This is a genomic window from Geoalkalibacter subterraneus, from assembly GCF_000827125.1.
Classification (GTDB): domain Bacteria; phylum Desulfobacterota; class Desulfuromonadia; order Desulfuromonadales; family Geoalkalibacteraceae; genus Geoalkalibacter_A; species Geoalkalibacter_A subterraneus.
The window spans coordinates 1,152,754-1,171,904 of the sequence record NZ_CP010311.1 but is presented as its reverse complement, the minus strand read 5'-3'; the positions used below and the strand labels follow the sequence as shown (position 1 = coordinate 1,171,904).

Here is a 19,151-nt window from a genome sequence, read left to right as displayed (position 1 = left end):
AATCCGCATTTTCACCTCACATGGCCTTATGAAAGATCGCCTCGATATCTTCCTGTGTCGCATTGCGCGGGTTGGTCACCAGGCAGGCATCCTTCATGGCGTTCCCACTGAGCATCGGGATATCCTTTGATTCAAGCCCTATTTGAGCCAACCCCTTTTGCAGTCCGATGTCGGCAATCAGGGCCTCAACCGCAGTGATGGAAAGACGTGCTGCGGATTCCAGGTCCAAGCCGGCAGTATCCTCCCCCATAGCCACCGCAATATCCCGAAATCGTTCCAGGCAGACAGGCAGATTGAACGCCATGACATGAGGCAGGATCGATGCATTGGTTTCGCCATGGTGCTGGTCGATCTGGCCATCCACCTGGTGGGTCATGGCGTGAGTGGCGCCAAGAATCGCGTTGGAGAAGGCAAGCCCCGCCGTCAGGCTGGCCATGGCCATATCGGTGCCGGCTTCCATATCGGTGCGATCGGCCACCAGGCGGCGCAGGTTTCTCGAAATCAGTTCGATGGACTTGAGAGCGTGAATATCGGTCAACGGCGTCGCCGCCAGCGAAACATAGGATTCGATGCCGTGAGTCAGGGCGTCGAGACCGGTCGCGGCCGCCAGCAGGGCATCTTTGGTTTTGAGCAGCTCCGGGTCGACAATTGCGATGTCCGGCACCAGGGATTTGGAGATAATGGACATCTTGAGGTTACGGATGGTGTCGACGATGATGGCGAACTGGCTGACTTCGGAACCCGCTCCGGCGGTACTGGGGGCAATGACCATCGGCGGCAGCGGGTGGGTGATTTTATTGATCCCTTCAAAGTCCTGAAGCTTGCCGCCGTTGGTCGCAAGAATGGCGATCGCCTTGGCGACGTCCGTCGGGCTGCCGCCCCCCACCGCAACCAGGGCGTCACAACCGGAGGCCAGGTAATGCTCCACCCCCTGGGTGACCTCAAAATCCTTGGGATTTGTGGTCAAAGCGCTAAAAACCTCCGCCTCCAGGCCGGCGGCGCGCAGATAATGCAGAGCCAGGTCGGCCCAGCCGGCGTTGATCACCCCCTCGTCGCTGACGAGGAAAACCTTGGAGGCGCCAAGACGCACGGCACTTTCGCCGATCTGACTGAGAGACCCCTGTCCGAAAATGATTTCAGGGGCGACGAACTTACTGATATTCACGTTTTCTCCTGTTTGGGTCTCCTGTTTGGATCCCCTGGTTATCCTGTCATCACACCGTCCGGTGTAAGGGCGCAGCATGCTGCGCCCCTGCAATCGAGGGCGACCCTGTTTTACGGCAGCATCGTCACTTCGTCGCGCAGGATCTGCAGATCCACTTCGGTGCCGGCGGGCAGAAAAGTTGCCTCGCGCGGCAGAACCGCCAGGCCGTTGGCGCACACCATGGTACGCAGGATGCCGGTGTGCTGATCACCGGCGGTGGAGGCGGTGTAGCGGCCGTCCTCAATCGTTACCCGCACCCGGATGAAGTTGACCTTGCCGGGCTTTTTCTTTGTATCCTCCTTCAGAACGCCCTTGACGAAGGGGCGCACCACCCGCTGATGCCCCATCATGCGCAGCAGGGCCGGCCGCACGAACTGCTCAAAGGTGATCATGGTGGACACCGGGTTACCCGGCAGGGAAAAAATAGGGGTCTGACCCTTAAGACTGAACGCCGTTGGACCGCCCGGTTTGATGGCCACCTTCCAGAACAGCTGCCGGGCACCGAGATCCGCCAGCACATCGCGCACAAAATCGCGATCGCCGGCCGACACCCCGGCCGAAGTGATCAGGGCGTCGCAGCTAAGCCCCTCGGTCAATTTGCGGCGATGGTCCTCAGGCGTATCCAGCGCGATGCCCAGCATCACCGGTTCGCCGCCGCATTCCCTGACCGCCGCCGCCAGTGAAAAGGAGTTGGAATTGATGATCTTCCCCTCCGCCGGCGGCTGGCCCAACTCGATCAGCTCGTCACCGGTGGAAAGAATGGCAACCCGCGGGCGGCGATGAACCGGAACCATGACCATCCCCATGGAGGCCAGCATGCTGATCTCGGGCGGACGCAGCACGGTTGCCGCCGGAATGATGACATCCCCGGGAGAGACGTCTTCACCGTGAAAGCGGATATGCTGACGCAGAGCCACAGGAGCGGTGAGTTTAACGCTGTCACCGCTTTCCTCGGTCTCTTCGAAGGGGACCACGGCATCGCACTGCGGGGGGATGGGCGCACCGGTCATGATCTTCACCGCACACCCCGGCTCCACGGACGGTTCAGGACGTCCGCCGGCCGGGATATAGCCGGAGATTCTGAGGGTGACACCTTCCCTGCAGTCGGCAGCCCGCACGGCAAAGCCGTCCATGGCGGAATTGTCGCACAGCGGCATGGGCCAGGGCGCAATCACGTCTTCGGCCAGAACCCGCCCGCAGGCATCAAGCAGCGGCACTCGCTCTACACCGAGAGTGGGGACATTTTCCAGAATCATCGCGCGTGCATCTTCAAAGCAGATGCTCATAAAACATTCTCCATAGGGCAATATTCAGAAGATAAGGTCTCGACAGCCCCCGTCAACCTGCCGTTTTCAAGCCGGAAAACTTTGCCGTTCAATCGGCGGGCCTGACCGCCATCGTGAGTGGACATGATTACCGTCACACCCGCTTCCGACAGCGCGGCCAGATTGGTTTCAAAAAGCGAAAGGGAGTCATCGTCAAGGCCTGCGGTCGGTTCATCCAATAAAAGGACTTTGGGGCGGATGACCAGGGCACGGGCCAGGGCCACACGCCGGCTCTCACCACCGGAAAGCGCACGGGCACGACGGTTTTCAAATCCTTCCAGGCCGACGGAGTTCAGCGCCTTGAGAATACGGCGGCGCTGCAGGTCGCCATTTACATCGCGCATGCGCAGACCAAACGCCAGGTTATTATATACCGTGGTATCGAAAAGAAAGGGGGACTGATCGACCAGGGTGATCTTTCGGCGAAACCTGTGACGTCCCGCCGCCCCTTTGACTGTATTCCCGTCGAAGCGGATTTCACCCCGGTCGGGAGCGATCAGCAGGGCCAGCAGTTGCAGCAGGGTACTCTTGCCGGCGCCGTTGGCGCCTGCCAGGAGGTAAATCTGGCCAGCCTGGAAATCGATCTGCTCGATTGCCAGGCTGAAGCTCTCCCCGCGCCGGAATTCCAGATGACGAATTGAGAATATAGGGTCCATAGGCCTAATGCTGTTGAAGCAGGTTGAGAAAGAGATTGACCATCAGCGCCACTGTGATCAGGACGATTCCCAACGCCAGACCGAAGGCGAATTCCCCTTTACTGGTTTCAAGGGCGATAGCGGTCGTCATGGTCCGGGTATAGCCGCGAATGTTGCCGCCGAGCATCATGGCGACGCCGACCTCTGCGATCACCCGGCCGAATCCGGCGACAATCGCCGCGATGATGCCGAAGCGGATCTCGAGCAGAAGCTGCCAGACCGCCCGCATGCGCCCCGCCCCGAGAGTGAGAGCCGTCGGCATGATGCGCGGGTCGGCCCCGGCCACCGCAGCTACGGTATAATTGGCGACAATGGGCCAGGCAAGCACCATCTGTCCAACGATTAGAGCCATCGGCGTAAATAACAGCCCGAGGCTTCCCAGCGGCCCCTGGCGACTGAAAAAACCGAACAGAACCAGGCCAATGACGACAGTGGGAAGAGCCATCATCGTGTTGAGCCCGGTCAATATTGCCCTGCGACCGGGGAAACGCCCCAACCCGATGCCGACCCCCGCCGGAATCGCAACCACGGCCGAAAAAATGATGGCAGTCACCGACGTATAGAGAGAAGTCCACACCGCGTGCACCACATCCGGGTCGGCGGTAAAAACCAGCCCCAGAGCCGAGCGCAACGACTCGATCAGAAAATCCAAGACGATCTCGCGAGGCTTAGCGTGAGAGGTTCACGGGAAAAAAGACCTGCTCCCCGTCGATTTTGAAATCATCAATAATCTTCTGTCCGACGGGGCCGGTGATGAATTCAACGAATTTCATGGCCAGGTCATATTTGACATGAGGATGCTTTTGGGGATTGACAGCAATCACGCCGTAGGGATTAAAAAGCCCTTCCTCTCCCTCAAAAACGATCTCAAGATCGGTCTTTTCCTTTTGGAAAGCGATATAGGTTCCGCGATCGGCAAGCGTATATCCGCCCTTCTGGGTCGCCATGACGATCACTTCTCCCATCCCGTGTCCCGATTCGATATACCACTGCCCCTCCGGGGAAATGCCGGCCTGTTTCCACAGCTGCTTTTCCTTCTGGTGGGTTCCGGACTCATCGCCGCGCGAGACGAAGGCAGACTGGGCCTCTGCAATGATTGCCAGCGCCTCCGCCGCGGAGGAGGCTTGGGCGGCGTTGGCCGGGTCGTCTGACGGTCCGAGGATGACAAAATCGTTATACATGACATCACGCCTGTTCACACCGTAGCCGGCTTCCACAAAAGCATCTTCCAGGGCGCGCGCATGAACCAGAACGATGTCGACATCGCCGGATTCAGCAATCTTCAAAGCCTTGCCCGTTCCAACGGCGATCACGGCAACCTGACAGTCATGAAGTTCTTCAAAAGGGGGCAGAAGCTGGTCGAGCAGGCCGGAATTTTCGGTGGAAGTCGTGGTCGACATGCGTAGCCGCTCTGCCGCCGGGGCGGTATGAGCCGTCAATAAAACCAGAAGCAGGGAAACTTTCAAAAAGCGCACAATGTTCATGTACAAATCCTTTCGGGAAAAATGAAAACGCTCTGTTCACCTTGCAGGCTGCCCCCCCTGCTTTGAGCAACAAAAAAAGGCTTGCCCGAAAAGGGAAAGCCTCTATCTGCTTCATCTGCGTGCAGCATCGCCCACAGACCGAGCCTTGAGGTCTCCTTTCCATACCGGGAGGCACAGCCGTTTCCAACTGTACCCATTGGCCGCATGCCATGGGGAGGCATCCCCTCAGGCGCAACGGCTCGGAGATTCTATTTTATTTGATGGTATACAAGCAATTCCCGTGCGCAAACACCTATCCCACTGTTTTCAAAAGAGAATGAGCAGAGATGAAGCTGATTGGAGCGCCAATGGTCGGTACAAAATGCCCCACCGGCTGTTCCAGAATGGATCATATCGCCCCACCTGAGAACAAGGAGATTTCGGTTCGCGACTTTCTTCACGAAGAGACAAAGCCCCCTCCTCCTTTTCCTGGCACACATTGTCTCACAAGAGAGCAATGCGTGCCAGAGTGGAACGCCTGCCATAATCCCAATCTTTGTTGACGCATCGTAAAAAAGAATAATTTTAATCATTTCAGCAATATATGACTTTTCTCACAAAATGGCACTCTTGTTGCTGTATACCTGCAAATCAAACCAACGTTTTACCGCTTGGGGCTATGGGTTTTCCGAGAAGATTCCTCCCCCGGCACAACATTCCGGCCCGGACCGTTGCCCGGGCTGCAACAAAAAGGAGAGAGAAGATTATGGCATTGGCAGATCAAACTTTCGGATTCTTCATCCCCACTGTTTCTCTCATGGGCGTCGGTTCTTCCAAAGAAGCCGGCGACCAGGCCAAAGCACTGGGCGCGACCAAGGCTCTGCTGGTTACCGACAAGGGAATCTCGGGGATCGGCATGGCCGACCAGATCAAAAAGCAGGTGGAAAAAGCCGGCGTTCCGGTGGTGATCTTCGACGGCGCCGAGCCGAATCCGACCGACACCAACGTCCATGACGGCGTCAAAGCTTACCAAAAGAACAACTGCGACGCCATCATCTCCCTCGGCGGTGGCAGCTCCCACGACTGCGCCAAGGGGATCGGCCTGGTCATCGGAAATGGCGGCAACATCCGCGACTTCGAGGGCGTCGACAAAAGCACCAAACCCATGCCCCCCTTTGTCGCCATCAACACCACCGCCGGCACTGCTTCGGAGATGACCCGCTTCTGCATCATCACCAACACGGACACAAAGGTCAAGATGGCCATCGTCGACTGGCGCTGCACCCCCAATATCGCGATCAACGATCCCGTGCTGATGGTCGGCAAGCCCGCCGCCCTGACCGCTGCCACCGGCATGGACGCCCTGACCCACGCCGTCGAAGCGTATGTCTCAACGATTGCAACCCCCATCACCGACGCCTGCGCCATCAAGGCCATCGAACTTGTCTCCGACTACCTCCGCCCGGTCGTCGCCAACGGCCAGAACCTTGAAGCCCGCGACAAAATGGCTTATGCCGAATACCTCGCCGGCATGGCATTCAACAATGCCAGCCTTGGCTACGTCCATGCCATGGCTCACCAGCTCGGCGGCTTCTACAACCTTCCCCACGGAGTGTGCAACGCCATCCTGCTTCCGGCGGTGTGCGAGTTCAACATGATCTCCAATCCCAAACGGTTCGCCGATATTGCCGTGGCCATGGGCGAAAACATCGAAGGGCTCTCCGATATGGATGCAGCCGCCAAAGGCATCGCCGCCATTCGCAAGCTTTCCAGGGACATAGGCATCCCCGCCGGACTGAAAGATCTCGATGTAAAAGAAACCGACCTGCGCATCATGGCCGAGAACGCCATGAAAGACGCATGCATGCTGACCAATCCCCGGGTCGCGACCCTCGATTGCGTCATCGGCATCTACAAAGCGGCCATGTAATCCGGCTTCCTGCCTTCATGGGATTATCGAATGTGAAGCAGGGGAGGAGGTAAAATCACCCCTTCCCCTGCTTCACCGCCATGAAGTGCTATACTGGTAAATTCTTACCCTGCTCTCCGAGCCTTGCCGCCTACCGGAAATCTCTCATGGCGACCGGCCGACGGGTTGCGTTGGAAACGGCGCAGCCTCCCTTTCGGAAAGGAGATGCGTTTTTTGTCTACCCCCTCACGAAAAGGGAGAGGAAAATATGGATAAGATTTTTCGCGTCAATATGTCGAACCTGACCTGCCAGGTTGAAGAGGTCCCCGAAGCCTGGGCCGGGCTCGGCGGCCGCGGGCTGACCTCCACCATCGTCGCGGCCGAAGTGCCCCCGACCTGTCACCCTCTGGGTCCCAACAACAAGCTGGTTTTCGCACCGGGATTGCTCTCCGGTACCGCTGCAGCCAATTCCGGGCGCATGTCCTGCGGCGCCAAGAGCCCGCTGACCGGTACCATCAAAGAGAGCAACGCCGGCGGCACCTCCGCGCAGCAGTTCGCCCGCATGGGAATCAAGGCCCTGATCATCGAAGGGCAGCCCCAGGAGGATAAGTGGTACAATCTACACCTCACCAAAGACGGAGCCACGCTCCAGGAAGAAAAAGAACTGTTAGGCAAAGGCAATTTCGAGGTGGTCGACGCGGTCGAAGCACGCTTCAACAAGAAAACAGGACTGATCACCATCGGCCCGGCCGGCGAAATGAAGATGGAGATGGCCAACATCTCGGTCAAGGACCCGGACAGCAAGATGCGCAGCCACGGCCGCGGCGGCATGGGGGCGGTAATGGGCTCCAAGCGGATTAAATTCATCAGTATCGACGACAAGGATGCCCCCGGCGTCACTGTCGCCGATCCGGAAAAATTCAAAACCGCTGCACGCACCTTCGCCAAGGCGCTGCTCGATCATCCGGTCAGCGGCGAAGGACTACCCACCTATGGCACCAACGTGCTGGTCAACATCATCAACGAAGCAGGCGGCCTGCCGACCCGCAACTTCAAAGAGGGCCAGTACAAGGAACACGACAAGATCTCCGGCGAGACCATGCAGGAAACCATCGCCAAGCGCGGCGGCAAATTCAAGCACGGCTGCCATGCCGGATGCATTATCCAGTGCTCCCAGGTCTACGTGGACAAAGACGGCAAATATCTCTCTTCAGGTTTCGAATACGAAACGATCTGGGGGCTGGGCGCCGACTGTTGCATCAGCGACCTCGACGCCATGGCCGAGATCGACAACATCATGGACGATATCGGCGTGGATTCCATTGAAACGGCGGTCGCCATGGGCGTCGCCATGGAAGCCGGCGTGCTGCCCTTCGGAGACGCCGCCGGAATCAAACGCCTTCTGCGCGAGGAAGTCGCCAAGGGGACACCATTGGGGCGCATCATCGGCAATGGCACCGCCAGCGTCGGCAAGGCTTACGGCCTCACTCGCATTCCGGTCGTCAAAAACCAGGCGATCCCCGCTTACGATCCACGCTCCATCAAGGGGATCGGCATCACCTATGCGACCTCGACCATGGGAGCCGACCACACGGCCGGCTACTGCATCGCCACCAACATCCTCGGAGTCGGCGGCCAGGTCGACCCGTTGAAGAAGGACGGCCAGGTGGAACTCTCACGCAACCTGCAGATCGCCACCGCCGCCGTCGATTCCACCGGCATGTGCATCTTCGTCGCATTCCCGGCACTTGATATCCCCGAATGCCTGCCGGCGCTCATCGACATGATCAACGCGCGCTTCGGCATCAGCCTCACCGGTGACGATGTCACCGATCTCGGCAAGAGCATCCTGAAACTCGAGCGCAAGTTCAACACCGAAGCCGGTTTCAACAGCAGTCACGACCGCCTGCCGGAATTCTTCAACACCGAACCCGTGCCGCCGCACAATGTGGTCTGGGATTTCAGTGACGAGGAAATCGACGAGTTCTGGAACTTCTAACATCTTTCTGTCCATTTCTCTCCATGCCCGGTGTGGTCCGTTTCAACCACACCGGGATTTTTTTCATCCAGCCACGGGGAGTCTGCAGCATGAAGATCACCGTTAAACTCTTCGCCTCGTTCCGGGTCGGGCGCTTCAAAGTCGAGGATCGTGACTACCCACCTGGAACGCCTGTCCGCCGCATTGTGGAAGAATTGGGCTTATCGGAAGATCAACTGGGGGTGGTGATGGTCAACTACCGTCACGCGGCACTGGATTATGAACTCAAGGAAGGAGATGCGCTTGCGCTCTTTCCGCTGGTCGGAGGAGGCTGAAATGGAAGATGTCTGCTCTTTTCTGGCGGCCCAATCCCGCGACGGCCTGCTCTCTCAAGAAGCTCTGGGGCAAGCGGTCGAACAGTCCGGCCTGAGCTGGGCCCGGATTGAACGACTGGCCCTTGAAAGAAATCTGCTGCCTGCACGCTATCAACGCAACCGCAACATGCTGACCCTCGCCGATCAACTGCGGCTGGCTGAAAGCCGGGTGGCTGTCATCGGCTGTGGTGGGCTGGGCGGCTATATTCTCGAAGAACTGGGCCGGCTTGGCGTTGGACGAATTGTCGCCATCGACCCCGATGTGTTTGAAGAACACAATCTCAACCGGCAATTGCTGGCCACCCCTGCCCTGCTCGGCACGCCCAAAGTGGATGTCGCGAAAAAACGTCTGAGGGAGATCAACCCGGCAGTGGAGGTCATCACCCACCAAAAGGCTTTCGGCCGGAATAATGGCATGGAGTTGCTGTCCGAAAGCACGGTCGCGGTGGATGCGCTGGACAATATCGAGGGGCGTCTTGAGCTGGCGGAAATCAGTTCAGCCCTGGGGATTACCATGGTTCACGGCGCCATCGCCGGCTGGTACGGGCAAGTCACGACCCAGTTCCCCGGCGAACGAACCGTGCAGGAGAACTATCCGCAGAACGGCCGTGGAATTGAGAAGGAGCTTGGCAACCCTTCTTTCACTCCCGCGGTGATTGCAAGCCTGCAGGCTGCCGAGGTCTGCAAGGTTCTGCTGGGACGCGGCACGCCGTTGCGGGGGCGCACTCTGATTGTCGATCTGCTGGAAATGGAATTCGTGGAAACGCAAAGCAGGGACACCCCTCCAACGGCCTGAACGCACCCTGGCGCAAACCTTTCCCTCCGCGCTCCGGCTTCGCCCGGTTGACCTTCAGGCGCAGGACCGATTGGCATCGCGGCGAGCTTCGTCGGACAGATCGAGGCTCTCACGCAACAACGCAGTGATGCTGAGCCCCGATTCCTGCGCGCGCTCCTGCAGCTCGCGCATTTCCCGATGGTTGACTCGACAGGAAATGATGAATTTTTTGGGGTTTTCGTTGACTCTGGCCATGGGTATCCTCCTCTGCACTCGTTGGTCACTGCATTTTTTTCTCTGCAGATAGTGCAAAGGGTTTGCCACCCTTCCTGAATTTCCGTAAACGTTTTAAAAGGTCATGCAAAATAAAGGACTTACAATCTCATCCAGAATCGAACTGCAGTTCATGATGTCTCAGGAGCGCTCCATAATGTGACAGACTGTCTCAAGCCGGATCATCCTCTCCTCATCAACTCTTCGATTGATCCTTCAAACGGATGCCGTCGCGCGCCAGTTCAACGCGACCCTCCTTGTACAATCCGCCTACCGCTTTTTTGAAGACCTTTTTGCTCATCCCCAGGCGCTGAAAGATTTCCTGCGGGGAACTCTGGTCGTGCAGCGGCAGAAAGCCTTCCGGCTGCAGCGCTTCGAGAATCCTGTCCCGCGCATCCACCACACCCGCAGCCCCACTGCGGCGCAGGGTCACATCGATCTTGCCGTCGTCACGGATATTCTGCACGTAGGCCTTGAAGCGCTGCCCCCGCTTCATGCCGGGGCGCACCTCATCCCCGTAAAGCAGCGCCGGATAAAGATCGTTGATGATGACCTTCACGCCGAGATCGGTAAAATCCCACAGCAGCACATCCACCTGGTCGTTGACCTTTAATTCCCCAGGCGGCTCTTCCAGGCATTTTTCCACGCGAGCGGTGGCCACGACCCGGTTGCGGTCGTCAAGGCAGACCTTGACCAGGTAGCGATGGCCTTTGCGCATGCGCTCAGGCTGTTCGCTGTAGGGCACGAGCAGCTCCTTGTCCAGCCCCCAATCGAGAAAGGCGCCGTGTTTGGTGACATCGCTGACCTGAAGCTGGGCGAATTCCCCGACCTGTGCCCTGGGGCGTTTAAGGGTCGCCACCGGCAGCCCCACCGTATTGATGAAAACAAAAACAGCCAGCTCATCCCCCGGCGCGGCACTGCCGGGCACTTCGCGGGCAGGCAGCAGAATGCGCAGCTGCTCATCCTCAAACCAGGCGCCTTCATCGTCGATGGTCGTAATTTTAAGTTTATTGGTACAACCGATCTGGATCATGATCTCTCCAAACAAAGTTTAATGTCACAGTTCAGCATGGGGAAGGAAGCGACGGGTGGGACGCGCAACTTCAGTCCAGCGGAAGATAGTCGACCTTGACGATTTCCAGCTCCTCGCGGCCGCCGGGGGTCACAACGGTGACTTCATCCCCTTCCCGCGCATTGAGAAGCGCGCGACCGACCGGCGAGAACCAGCTGATACGTCCACGCGAGGCGTCCATTTCATCGCCGCCCACCAGGCTCAGCACCCGCTCCACGCCGTCGGCGTTTTCCACCGTCACCGTAGCGCCGAACAGGACGCGGTCGCCGGCGCGCGCCTTCTGATCGAGAGGGTCGACGATGTCCGCCGCATCCAGCTGTTTGGTGAGAAAGCGGATTCTGCGGTCGATCTCCCGCAGGCGCCTTTTGCCGTACTGATAATCCGCGTTCTCGGAACGGTCGCCGTTGGAAGCCGCCCAGGCTACCGTGTCGACCATCGCGGGGCGCTCCTTGTAGAGCAGTTCCTTGAGTTCCGCCCGCATGCGCGCGGCGCAGCCGGGGGTCATATAATTTTTTCGTTGCTGACTCATATCCTTTGATCACCCGTTCATTTTACTTCCGTCCCGAAAGCCGTATGAGGCATTTTCCCGCCAGACTCAGCGAGCAATAACCGATTTTGGGGCGTAATATCCCCGGGGATCGTCTGGGTATGGACACAATACCCGGCACGGCGCACCCGGCGTGCCACCTCCCAGGCTTCATACAGCTCCTTGCGCGGCAGGCAGCCGGCACGCGCGACGCGATCAAAAAGCGTAGAACCGCTGAAGCGATCCGATAACTGGGGTGTCAGGCGGTTGCGGGAGGCACGATCCATGGTCGACATTCTACGGCCGACGGCAGACAAGCACAAGCCGATTGCGGGGGCGCACAAAGGCGGACAACCCGGCTCTGTCTTCATAGCCGTATTTCAAGCTGACGACATCAAAACCCGCTTTCTGGGCAAGCTGTGCAAGTTGGCGGGGACGAAAAATCTGCTTGTGGCCGAAAGGCGCCGCGGAATAGAAAGAATCAAGATACAGAGAAATCTTCCCGCCGGTGAGGCGATAAAGCCATTCGCTGAAGCGGTACGACCCCGCCTCCCGCGAAGGCGTATCGACAAACAGCATCCCACCGGGTCTCAGCACACGCTGCACCGCTTCCATGGTCTCCACCGGGAAGTTGACATGCTCGATAACATCCCACAGGGTCACCAGATCAAAACGGCCGGCATTTTCCTCCTGTTGGCCGAACTGCTCGATCGTATGCGGGAATAGATCCAGACCGAACTTCAGACGGGCGAACTCGCGGCGCATGCGGCTCGGCTCCAGACCATGGACCTCCGCCCCCTCCCCGGCCAGGAGCACCATGAACTGCCCCACCCCCGCTCCAATATCGAGGCAGGAGGCTCCCTGCAGACCAAAGTACCTTTTTATCAGATCGAGACGCTGGGTCGGCAGCGGATCGTACCCTCGCAGCCGCTCCTCCATATAAGCTCGTGAAGTCTCATCCAGAGGCGTGCCCGCATCGGGAGAAGAAGTATCGGCCGGAAGGTCGAGAAAGTCGATGGCATGGAAATCACAAGCCGTACAGCGGTATATGATTTTGCCGCCGTCGAGACGGTACAGCGGCTCAGCTGCAGTTTCTCCGCAGAATTTACATCGTTTGAAATCATAATTGTACGACATCGACTATTCCTTACAGGCCTGCATAAATGCCGGAAAGGCTCGATTATATGACATTTGCGGGTCGGTTGGGGCAAAAATATCCCCACGCCTCCCACCACCACTTAAAGATTGGTGCCCATCGCCACCGGAGATCAAAAGGAACTTTCCGCAATTTATAAGTAGCGCACAATTTACCTTTTGCTATAGTTAGGGTTCATGTATTTAATCGGAGCTTTTCGGCAACCGTCGTATATTGACAGCAACCCCGGAGGTGAAAATGGTAAAAGAAATCGGCTTTATAGGCCTGGGAACTGTGGGTCGCCACATGGCGATGAACCTGTTGAAGGGCAATTACAACCTGACCGTCTATGACCGGCAGCCCGATGCCGTCGCAGACCTTGTCCGTCTGGGCGCCAAGGAGGCCAAAACGCTCCATGATGTCGCAAGCAACAAGGATATGGTCATCATCATCCTCCCCGAGCGCCAGGAGACAGAGGAAATGCTCTCGGGCGACCGGGCTTTTCTCGATGCCCTCGAGCCCGGAACGATTCTGGTCGACATGGGCACTCACAGCCTCGAGGTGACCCTGGAACTCGACAAGGCCGCCAAAGAGCGCAAGGCTCTCTTTCTTGAGGCGCCCGTATGGGGGACCAAGGAACATGCCGCCAACGGGCTTCTGACCATTCTTGCCGGCGGGGATGAAACGCTGCTGAGCCGCTGCCACGAACCGTTCTCTCTGCTGGGTCTTCACATCATTCACGTCGGCGATGTGGGCGATGCCACTCGCATGAAGTTTGTCGCCAACGTGGTGCAGGCCGAACTGATGCAGGCTCTGGCCGAAGGGCTGACCCTGGGTGAAAAGCTTGGCTTCAGCCCCGAAAAGATCATCGAAGTCCTTGATTCGGGCGGCGCGGCCTCCCCCCTCTTCAACGCCAAGGCACGCTCCATCGCACGCGGTAACTTCTCCCGCAACCTGGCACTTAAATATGTCTACGAAGGGCTGCAGCTTGCCCGGGAGGCGGGAGAAAAAGCAGGTCTCAAGCTCCCCGCGGCAGACGCGGTCAGCCAGATCTATTCACAGGCACTTGAGCAGGGTCTGGGCGAGGAAGATTTCTCGGCGGTGATCAAGGTCCTGCGAAAATAAACCAAAGAGAAAACCGATCATCACTGCTCTGCGATGTTCCTTCCAGGGTTGGAGGAACACCGCAGAGCAAACAATCTCTATCTTGTCCAGCAATCCGATTTTCAGACTCTGAACACCCGAAAAAAGACCGCGTTGGAGATTTAGAAAATCCAGGCGGCAGACTTTTACCGTAGCAGCAGCAAAGACACGTTCGATTTTCTTCAGCATTTCAGTGGTGGTACTGCCGATGAGCAGATGACGTATGCGGGAGTGGCCATAGGCGCCCACGCCCACCCGATTTGATATTGATGACCGACTGGCCGATCATCACGCAGCCGGCCATGCCGCCGAGAAACCCTGAGGCGATATTGGCCGCGCCCTGCCCCATGCATTCGCGATTTTTATCGCTGGATGAATCTGTCCACCCTGGCGTGAAATCAGGATGGATTCAATGCTGGATCACGCATAATTGTGGCCCATAAAACCCAACGAAGGGCCATCCCGCTTGATGAATCATACGCAACCGCTATCATGGTGATGATACAAACTGGTCGGAAGTTTTGAATTCCCATCTGGAGGAGATCCCATGGATATTGAGATCCGGGAATGGTTCAACGTACTGATCCCTGTCGGGATCCTGATTCTAGGAGCAATCGTCGGCGGTGCGTTGCATAAGATCCTGTTCAAGATTCTGGACAAACTGGCGGCGAAAACCCAGAACCGTTGGCTTCACAGCATCGTCCGCAATCTCGAAGGTCCCGCGCGGCTGCTGCTGCCCCTGGCCATTCTCCTGCTGATTACCCCCTCTCTGCGACTTTCCGATGAGGTCATCGCAATTCTGCGGCACATTTTCAGCCTTCTTTTCATCGGCGGGCTGAGCTGGCTTATGGTTTCGGCTGTTTTTGTCACGCGCGACCTGATCCTGCACAACCATAGCTTGGACAAAAGCGACAATCTGCGGGCGCGAACGATCTACACCCAGGTCAATGTTCTGGTTAAAATCATGGTGGTGATCATCTGCATCATCGGCGCATCTTCCATGCTGATGACTTTTGAAAAAATTCGCCAGATCGGCGTCAGCCTCCTGGCTTCAGCGGGGATTGCCGGGATAATCGTGGGCTTCGCCGCGCAGAAAAGTCTGGCGACGCTTTTTGCCGGCATCCAGATTGCGCTGACGCAGCCGATCCGCATTGACGATGTGGTGATTGTCGAAGGGGAATGGGGCCGCATCGAGGAGATTACCCTGACTTACGTTGTCGTACGCATTTGGGATCTGCGCCGGCTTGTCGTCCCGATCACCTATTTCATCGACAACACATTCCAGAACTGGACCCGGGTCAGTGCGGACATCCTGGGGACTGTATTTATTTATGCCGACTACCGCCTGCCGGTCGAGGCGCTTCGCGAGCAACTGCACGTGATTCTGAAGGATTGCGAAGGCTGGGATGGCAAAGTCTGGGGGCTGCAGGTCACAGGGACCGACAATCAAACGATGGAATTGCGCGCCCTGATGAGCGCCCATGATGCCGGGACAGCCTGGGACCTGCGCTGTGCCGTGAGGGAGAAGCTGCTGTCCTGGCTTCAATCCAACTACCCCGAATGCCTCCCCCGGGTCCGCGCCGAAGTCGATGACATCGCCAATATGAACAAACCCGGCGGGGAACGAGGCCCCCAGTAAATTTTCGACGAGAATCGAAAACAGGCAGCGATTCGGTCGTATCGTGCTTATCGATCTCCAAGTGCGGGATAATCCGTATATCCGTGTTCATCCCCACCGTAAAATGTGTCTTTGTCATATTCATTCAGAGCTGCATTGCGTCTGAATCTCTCCGGCAGGTCAGGATTGGAGATAAACAATCTCCCAAAGGTGACCAGATCGCAGAGACCATCCCCGATCCGCTGCCGGGCTTCATCGGCCGAATAATTGCCGTTGGCGATATAGGCCCCCTTGAAATTGTCACGGATCGCCCTGATGACATCCTCCGGACGTCCTTCCACTTCGTTGCCCTGGAAGGAATCTTCGACCACTTCGACCTTTCGCCATTTTTCCCTCCCATTTTCACAAAAAGATTTGGTTCTGATCCCGTGCAGGTCAATCGCCTGAAACATCTGTCAGCATGGCAGAGATTCTATCAAAGATATTCGGATCTACACCTGGAAGGCTTCGCACTCATCGCGACCCGCAAAAAGAATATCATCCGCTCCGAAATCTTCAGCCCAATGTTTTTATTATTGACCGCATATCGTTTTCATACACGAAACAACTCCAATATTTTTGTTGTCATTTCAGACGCTTAACAGAAAAATAAGCATTTACCCGGCCCTCAAATCTCTTCGTGGGTGTATAAAAAAAATATTATCCTAATCGGGAGCACATAGGGCAAACCAGCTCGTGGTTAAAAAATTTATGCAGAATTTACGGCAACTTAATAGGATATCTCCACGAAAAACAATACTTGGCATCGCTGATGCTATATAGAAAGACAACAACGAAAAAACACAGTGGACTTTGCCACTCACGGATAACCCTGAAAAGGAGGTAACATCATGAAAGCGACTCTGTTGACCACATTGACCCTGCTCGGTATTGCTTCTCCCGCCCTCGCCGCCGCCGGCGCAACGGAACACAGCGGACTGCTGGTCTGGGCCTTCATCGGATTCTTCGGCCTGATCGTGGTCGCCCAACTGGTCCCGGCATTCCTGGTACTCTTCGGCGTCGCTAAAAGCTTCGGCCGCGAGCAGCAGCAGCACCAGATCAACTAAACGCATTCTGACATCAATCACTTCAAAGGGCGAAAAGACATCAAAATCTTTTCGCCCTTTGTTTTTTCCAAAAACAACCAAGGAGCGCCGCAATGCCCCTTTATCTAATCATTTGCTCACGGGTGCTTTTCTTGGGATTGCTCCAGGTGGCGGCTCGACTTTACAACTCCAGCCTCCGAAGCCGCAGGGCATTGCCCACCACCGATACCGAGCTCATGCTCATGGCCGCCGCAGCGATCATCGGGCTGAGCAGAATACCGAAGAAGGGATAGAGGAGGCCGGCGGCAATGGGAATACCGAGGCTGTTGTAAATAAAAGCGAAAAAGAGGTTCTGGCGGATGTTGCGCATCGTCGCGCGGCTCAGACTCACCGCCTTGAGGATTCCGGTCAGGTCGCCTTTGACCAGGGTGATGCCGGCACTCTCCATGGCCACCTCGGTTCCCGAGCCCATGGCAATACCCACATGGGCCTGCGCCAGTGCCGGGGCGTCATTGATGCCGTCGCCGGCCATAGCGACCATGCGCCCCTCGTCCTGAAACTGGGCGACGATCTCATTTTTACGGTCAGGGGAAACTTCAGCCTCGATCTCATCAATGCCGAGCTTCTGCCCTACCGCCATGGCTGTGGTGCGGCTGTCGCCGGTAAGCATGACCACCCTTATGCCCTGCTCCTGCAATGTTTTGATAGCCTCAGGGGTAGTTTCCTTGATGGGGTCTGAGACCCCGAGAAGGCCTGCCGGTTTGCCGTCGATGGCCACAAACATGACTGTGGCCCCTTTCTTGCGCAGATTTTCGGCTCTTTCGACAAGATCGCCTGCGTCAATGGACAATTCCTCGAACAGCTTCAGGTTGCCGACGGCGACCTTTGTCTCGCCTGCCCTGCCGATAACCCCTTTGCCGGTTTTTGCGTCGAAATCGTCCACCGATGAAAGTTCCAGTTCCCGCTCTTTGGCTTCGGCCACGATGGCTTCGGCCAGAGGGTGCTCGCTGCCCTGCTCGAGGCTTGCCGCCAGACGCAGCACGTCGTCTTCGGAAAAATCGGCGCTGGCCGCAACCTCCGTCAACCGGGGTTTTCCCTCGGTCAGGGTTCCGGTCTTATCGACAACGATGGTGTCGATCTTCTCCATGGTTTCGAGGGCCTCGGCATTTTTGATCAGCACTCCATGGGTCGCACCGTGTCCGGTGCCGACCATGATCGACATGGGCGTGGCCAGGCCGAGGGCGCAAGGGCAGGCGATGATCAGCACCGCCACGGCGTTGACCAGCGCATGGGCCAGCCGCGGCTCCGGACCGACCAGAGTCCAGACAATAAACGTCAGGATGCTGACCCCTACCACGGCGGGGACGAACCAGCCGGCGACCTTGTCCGCCAGCCCCTGAATAGGCGCTCGGCTGCGCTGCGCCTCGGAGACCATCTTCACGATCTGCGCGAGCATGGTCTCGCGTCCGACACGTTCGGCCTCCATGATGAAAGTGCCGCTCTTGTTCAACGTACCGCCGGTGACCTGGTCGCCTTCGCCTTTCTTCGCCGGCATGGGCTCGCCAGTAATCATTGACTCGTCGACAGAGCTCGAACCTTCCTGGAGAATGCCGTCCACCGGGACTTTTTCTCCCGGGCGCACCCGCAGGCGATCGCCTTTCTGTACCTCCTCAAGGGAGATATCGTCCTCGCTGCCGTCCTCGCGCACGATGCGGGCGGTCTTCGGCGCCAGGCCAAGCAGAGCCTTAATGGCGCCGCTGGTGCGATGACGGGCGCGCAGCTCGAGCATCTGGCCGAGCAGCACCAGGGTGACGATGACTGCGGCAGCCTCGAAGTAGACGGCGACATTGCCCTGCGGGCCCCGAAAGGCATCGGGAAAGATCTGCGGCGCCAGGGTCGCCACGATGCTGTAGACCCAGGCCACACCGGTACCAATGGCGATCAGGGTGAACATGTTCAGCCGCCAGGTGACGATGGACTTGTAGCCGCGCACGAAAAAGGGCCATCCGCCCCAGAGCACCACCGGCGTGGCCAGCACTAGCTGAACCCAGTTCTGCGCGGTCTTCGAGAGGATCTGGTGCAGGGTGACACCGGGAATAGCGTGGGACATGGCGAGGACGAACACCGGCAGTGTCAGAGCAAGGCAGACCCAGAAACGCCGGGTCATGGCCTTGAGCTCGGGGCTTTGCTCCTCGTCAGCGGTGACCTCCTTAGGCTCGAGATCCATCCCGCACTCAGGGCACGATCCGGGTCCCTTCTGTACCACCTCGGGGTGCATGGGGCAGGTATACTCACGCTCGTCATCTCCGGCCGTTTTTTTCTCCTCTTCCTTCTTCTTTTCTTTTTTTTCGAGAACCGCCTTGGGATCACTCTGAAATTTGTCCCGGCATTTCTCGGAGCAGAAATAATAGGTTTCCCCTTCATATTCGAAGGAAGCGGCGGCATCGTCAGGCGAAACGTCCATGTTGCAGACAGGATCTTTCATCAGCTCCTCCTCAGAACATTCGGGAAATTCAGCGCCTACCTACACAACAAGTAGCACAGACAGGCTGAACAGCAACTCGCAGCAGCCCAAT

The 19,151-nt window shown here is 57.5% G+C and carries 17 protein-coding genes, 4 pseudogenes and 2 riboswitches; of the genes and pseudogenes, 7 read left to right on the top strand and 14 right to left on the bottom strand.

The genetic code is table 11. The features are described from left to right. Nucleotides 1-16 precede the first annotated feature (16 nt). The 5 genes from GSUB_RS05260 to GSUB_RS05240 all read right to left on the bottom strand — a co-directional run bounded on the left by GSUB_RS05260 (nucleotide 17) and on the right by GSUB_RS05240 (nucleotide 4,708). A complete protein-coding gene (locus tag GSUB_RS05260) occupies nucleotides 17-1,165 on the bottom strand; it encodes an iron-containing alcohol dehydrogenase (protein WP_040202130.1) in 1,149 nt (382 codons plus the stop codon). Between the two features lie 110 nt (nucleotides 1,166-1,275). Continuing rightward, complete coding sequence (locus tag GSUB_RS05255) at nucleotides 1,276-2,490, bottom strand: molybdopterin molybdotransferase MoeA (RefSeq protein ID WP_040199568.1); 1,215 nt, start codon at nucleotides 2,488-2,490, stop codon at nucleotides 1,276-1,278. Then, entirely contained in the window at nucleotides 2,487-3,185 is a 699-nt protein-coding gene (locus tag GSUB_RS05250) for an ABC transporter ATP-binding protein (RefSeq protein ID WP_040199566.1), read from the bottom strand. Before GSUB_RS05250 ends, GSUB_RS05255 begins: the two co-directional genes overlap by 4 nt. 4 nt (nucleotides 3,186-3,189) lie before the next feature. Beyond that, a complete protein-coding gene (locus GSUB_RS05245; RefSeq protein WP_040199565.1) occupies nucleotides 3,190-3,876 on the bottom strand; it encodes an ABC transporter permease in 687 nt (228 codons plus the stop codon). A gap of 16 nt (nucleotides 3,877-3,892) precedes the next feature. After that, nucleotides 3,893-4,708: an ABC transporter substrate-binding protein gene (locus tag GSUB_RS05240; RefSeq protein ID WP_040199564.1), complete on the bottom strand. Its 816-nt coding sequence runs from the start codon at nucleotides 4,706-4,708 to the stop codon at nucleotides 3,893-3,895. A gap of 136 nt (nucleotides 4,709-4,844) precedes the next feature. Further along, nucleotides 4,845-4,965, bottom strand: a riboswitch (molybdenum cofactor riboswitch). Between the two features lie 488 nt (nucleotides 4,966-5,453). Here GSUB_RS05240 and GSUB_RS05235 point away from each other — a divergent pair. The 4 genes from GSUB_RS05235 to GSUB_RS05220 all read left to right on the top strand — a co-directional run bounded on the left by GSUB_RS05235 (nucleotide 5,454) and on the right by GSUB_RS05220 (nucleotide 9,744). Next, nucleotides 5,454-6,617 (top strand): iron-containing alcohol dehydrogenase, encoded by a 1,164-nt coding sequence (locus tag GSUB_RS05235; protein ID WP_040199563.1) that lies wholly within the window; start codon nucleotides 5,454-5,456, stop codon nucleotides 6,615-6,617. 102 nt (nucleotides 6,618-6,719) lie between these two features. Next, a riboswitch (molybdenum cofactor riboswitch) is annotated at nucleotides 6,720-6,837 on the top strand. Nucleotides 6,838-6,864: 27 nt separating this feature from the next. Next, nucleotides 6,865-8,595 carry an aldehyde ferredoxin oxidoreductase family protein gene (locus tag GSUB_RS05230; protein WP_040199561.1) on the top strand — a complete coding sequence of 577 codons (1,731 nt, stop codon included), beginning with the start codon at nucleotides 6,865-6,867 and terminating at the stop codon, nucleotides 8,593-8,595. 89 nt (nucleotides 8,596-8,684) lie between these two features. Next, entirely contained in the window at nucleotides 8,685-8,909 is a 225-nt protein-coding gene (locus GSUB_RS05225) for a MoaD/ThiS family protein (RefSeq protein WP_040202129.1), read from the top strand. A gap of 1 nt (nucleotide 8,910) precedes the next feature. Next, nucleotides 8,911-9,744, top strand: a complete 834-nt coding sequence (locus tag GSUB_RS05220; protein ID WP_040199560.1) for a HesA/MoeB/ThiF family protein — start codon at nucleotides 8,911-8,913, stop codon at nucleotides 9,742-9,744. Nucleotides 9,745-9,798: 54 nt separating this feature from the next. Here GSUB_RS05220 and GSUB_RS05215 read toward each other — a convergent pair whose 3' ends face one another. The 5 genes and pseudogenes from GSUB_RS05215 to GSUB_RS05195 form a co-directional block, all read right to left on the bottom strand. Then, complete coding sequence (locus GSUB_RS05215) at nucleotides 9,799-9,978, bottom strand: plasmid mobilization protein (RefSeq protein WP_052464583.1); 180 nt, start codon at nucleotides 9,976-9,978, stop codon at nucleotides 9,799-9,801. 214 nt (nucleotides 9,979-10,192) lie between these two features. Further along, complete coding sequence (locus GSUB_RS05210; protein ID WP_040199559.1) at nucleotides 10,193-11,029, bottom strand: CvfB family protein; 837 nt, start codon at nucleotides 11,027-11,029, stop codon at nucleotides 10,193-10,195. Nucleotides 11,030-11,099: 70 nt separating this feature from the next. Beyond that, nucleotides 11,100-11,597: a transcription elongation factor GreB gene (gene greB, locus GSUB_RS05205; protein WP_040199558.1), complete on the bottom strand. Its 498-nt coding sequence runs from the start codon at nucleotides 11,595-11,597 to the stop codon at nucleotides 11,100-11,102. Between the two features lie 137 nt (nucleotides 11,598-11,734). Beyond that, nucleotides 11,735-11,881, bottom strand: a pseudogene (locus tag GSUB_RS20025) (methyltransferase); the annotation flags it as partial. Between the two features lie 10 nt (nucleotides 11,882-11,891). Beyond that, nucleotides 11,892-12,731, bottom strand: a complete 840-nt coding sequence (locus GSUB_RS05195) for a class I SAM-dependent methyltransferase (RefSeq protein ID WP_040199555.1) — start codon at nucleotides 12,729-12,731, stop codon at nucleotides 11,892-11,894. 256 nt (nucleotides 12,732-12,987) lie between these two features. Here GSUB_RS05195 and GSUB_RS05190 point away from each other — a divergent pair, with 256 nt between their 5' ends. Continuing rightward, the gene (locus tag GSUB_RS05190) at nucleotides 12,988-13,854 is read left to right on the top strand and encodes an NAD(P)-dependent oxidoreductase (RefSeq protein ID WP_040199554.1); all 867 of its coding nucleotides are present in this window, start codon (nucleotides 12,988-12,990) and stop codon (nucleotides 13,852-13,854) included. A gap of 164 nt (nucleotides 13,855-14,018) precedes the next feature. Here the strand turns inward: GSUB_RS05190 and GSUB_RS20165 are convergent. Together GSUB_RS20165 and GSUB_RS18985 are read right to left on the bottom strand one after the other, a co-directional pair. Further along, a pseudogene (locus GSUB_RS20165) lies at nucleotides 14,019-14,121 on the bottom strand (universal stress protein); the annotation flags it as partial. Continuing rightward, nucleotides 14,111-14,254: pseudogene (locus GSUB_RS18985) on the bottom strand (SulP family inorganic anion transporter); the annotation flags it as partial. The pseudogenes GSUB_RS18985 and GSUB_RS20165, both read right to left, overlap by 11 nt. Before the next feature lie 165 nt (nucleotides 14,255-14,419). Here GSUB_RS18985 and GSUB_RS05185 point away from each other — a divergent pair. After that, entirely contained in the window at nucleotides 14,420-15,511 is a 1,092-nt protein-coding gene (locus tag GSUB_RS05185; protein ID WP_040199553.1) for a mechanosensitive ion channel family protein, read from the top strand. A gap of 47 nt (nucleotides 15,512-15,558) precedes the next feature. On the opposite strand, the pseudogene GSUB_RS05180 reads toward GSUB_RS05185, so the two are convergent. Further along, nucleotides 15,559-15,867, bottom strand: a pseudogene (locus tag GSUB_RS05180) (oxidoreductase); the annotation flags it as partial. A 513-nt stretch (nucleotides 15,868-16,380) separates the two neighbouring features. On the opposite strand from GSUB_RS05180, the gene GSUB_RS05175 reads away from it, so the two are divergent. Next, nucleotides 16,381-16,596: a hypothetical protein gene (locus GSUB_RS05175; RefSeq protein ID WP_040199551.1), complete on the top strand. Its 216-nt coding sequence runs from the start codon at nucleotides 16,381-16,383 to the stop codon at nucleotides 16,594-16,596. 160 nt (nucleotides 16,597-16,756) lie between these two features. Here GSUB_RS05175 and GSUB_RS05170 read toward each other — a convergent pair whose 3' ends face one another. Beyond that, nucleotides 16,757-19,060, bottom strand: coding sequence for a heavy metal translocating P-type ATPase (locus GSUB_RS05170; RefSeq protein ID WP_040199550.1), 2,304 nt, complete (start codon nucleotides 19,058-19,060; stop codon nucleotides 16,757-16,759). Nucleotides 19,061-19,151 lie beyond the last annotated feature (91 nt).

Coding starts and splice junctions, on each gene's coding strand:
- GSUB_RS05255 (WP_040199568.1), bottom strand. CDS start 2,490: ATGAGCATCTGCTTTGAAGATGCACGCGCGATGATTCTGGAAAATGTC.
- GSUB_RS05250 (WP_040199566.1), bottom strand. CDS start 3,185: ATGGACCCTATATTCTCAATTCGTCATCTGGAATTCCGGCGCGGGGAG.
- GSUB_RS05240 (WP_040199564.1), bottom strand. CDS start 4,708: ATGAACATTGTGCGCTTTTTGAAAGTTTCCCTGCTTCTGGTTTTATTG.
- GSUB_RS05235 (WP_040199563.1), top strand. CDS start 5,454: ATGGCATTGGCAGATCAAACTTTCGGATTCTTCATCCCCACTGTTTCT.
- GSUB_RS05230 (WP_040199561.1), top strand. CDS start 6,865: ATGGATAAGATTTTTCGCGTCAATATGTCGAACCTGACCTGCCAGGTT.
- GSUB_RS05225 (WP_040202129.1), top strand. CDS start 8,685: ATGAAGATCACCGTTAAACTCTTCGCCTCGTTCCGGGTCGGGCGCTTC.
- GSUB_RS05220 (WP_040199560.1), top strand. CDS start 8,911: ATGGAAGATGTCTGCTCTTTTCTGGCGGCCCAATCCCGCGACGGCCTG.
- GSUB_RS05215 (WP_052464583.1), bottom strand. CDS start 9,978: ATGGCCAGAGTCAACGAAAACCCCAAAAAATTCATCATTTCCTGTCGA.
- GSUB_RS05210 (WP_040199559.1), bottom strand. CDS start 11,029: ATGATCCAGATCGGTTGTACCAATAAACTTAAAATTACGACCATCGAC.
- greB (WP_040199558.1), bottom strand. CDS start 11,597: ATGAGTCAGCAACGAAAAAATTATATGACCCCCGGCTGCGCCGCGCGC.
- GSUB_RS05195 (WP_040199555.1), bottom strand. CDS start 12,731: ATGTCGTACAATTATGATTTCAAACGATGTAAATTCTGCGGAGAAACT.
- GSUB_RS05190 (WP_040199554.1), top strand. CDS start 12,988: ATGGTAAAAGAAATCGGCTTTATAGGCCTGGGAACTGTGGGTCGCCAC.
- GSUB_RS05185 (WP_040199553.1), top strand. CDS start 14,420: ATGGATATTGAGATCCGGGAATGGTTCAACGTACTGATCCCTGTCGGG.
- GSUB_RS05175 (WP_040199551.1), top strand. CDS start 16,381: ATGAAAGCGACTCTGTTGACCACATTGACCCTGCTCGGTATTGCTTCT.
- GSUB_RS05170 (WP_040199550.1), bottom strand. CDS start 19,060: ATGAAAGATCCTGTCTGCAACATGGACGTTTCGCCTGACGATGCCGCC.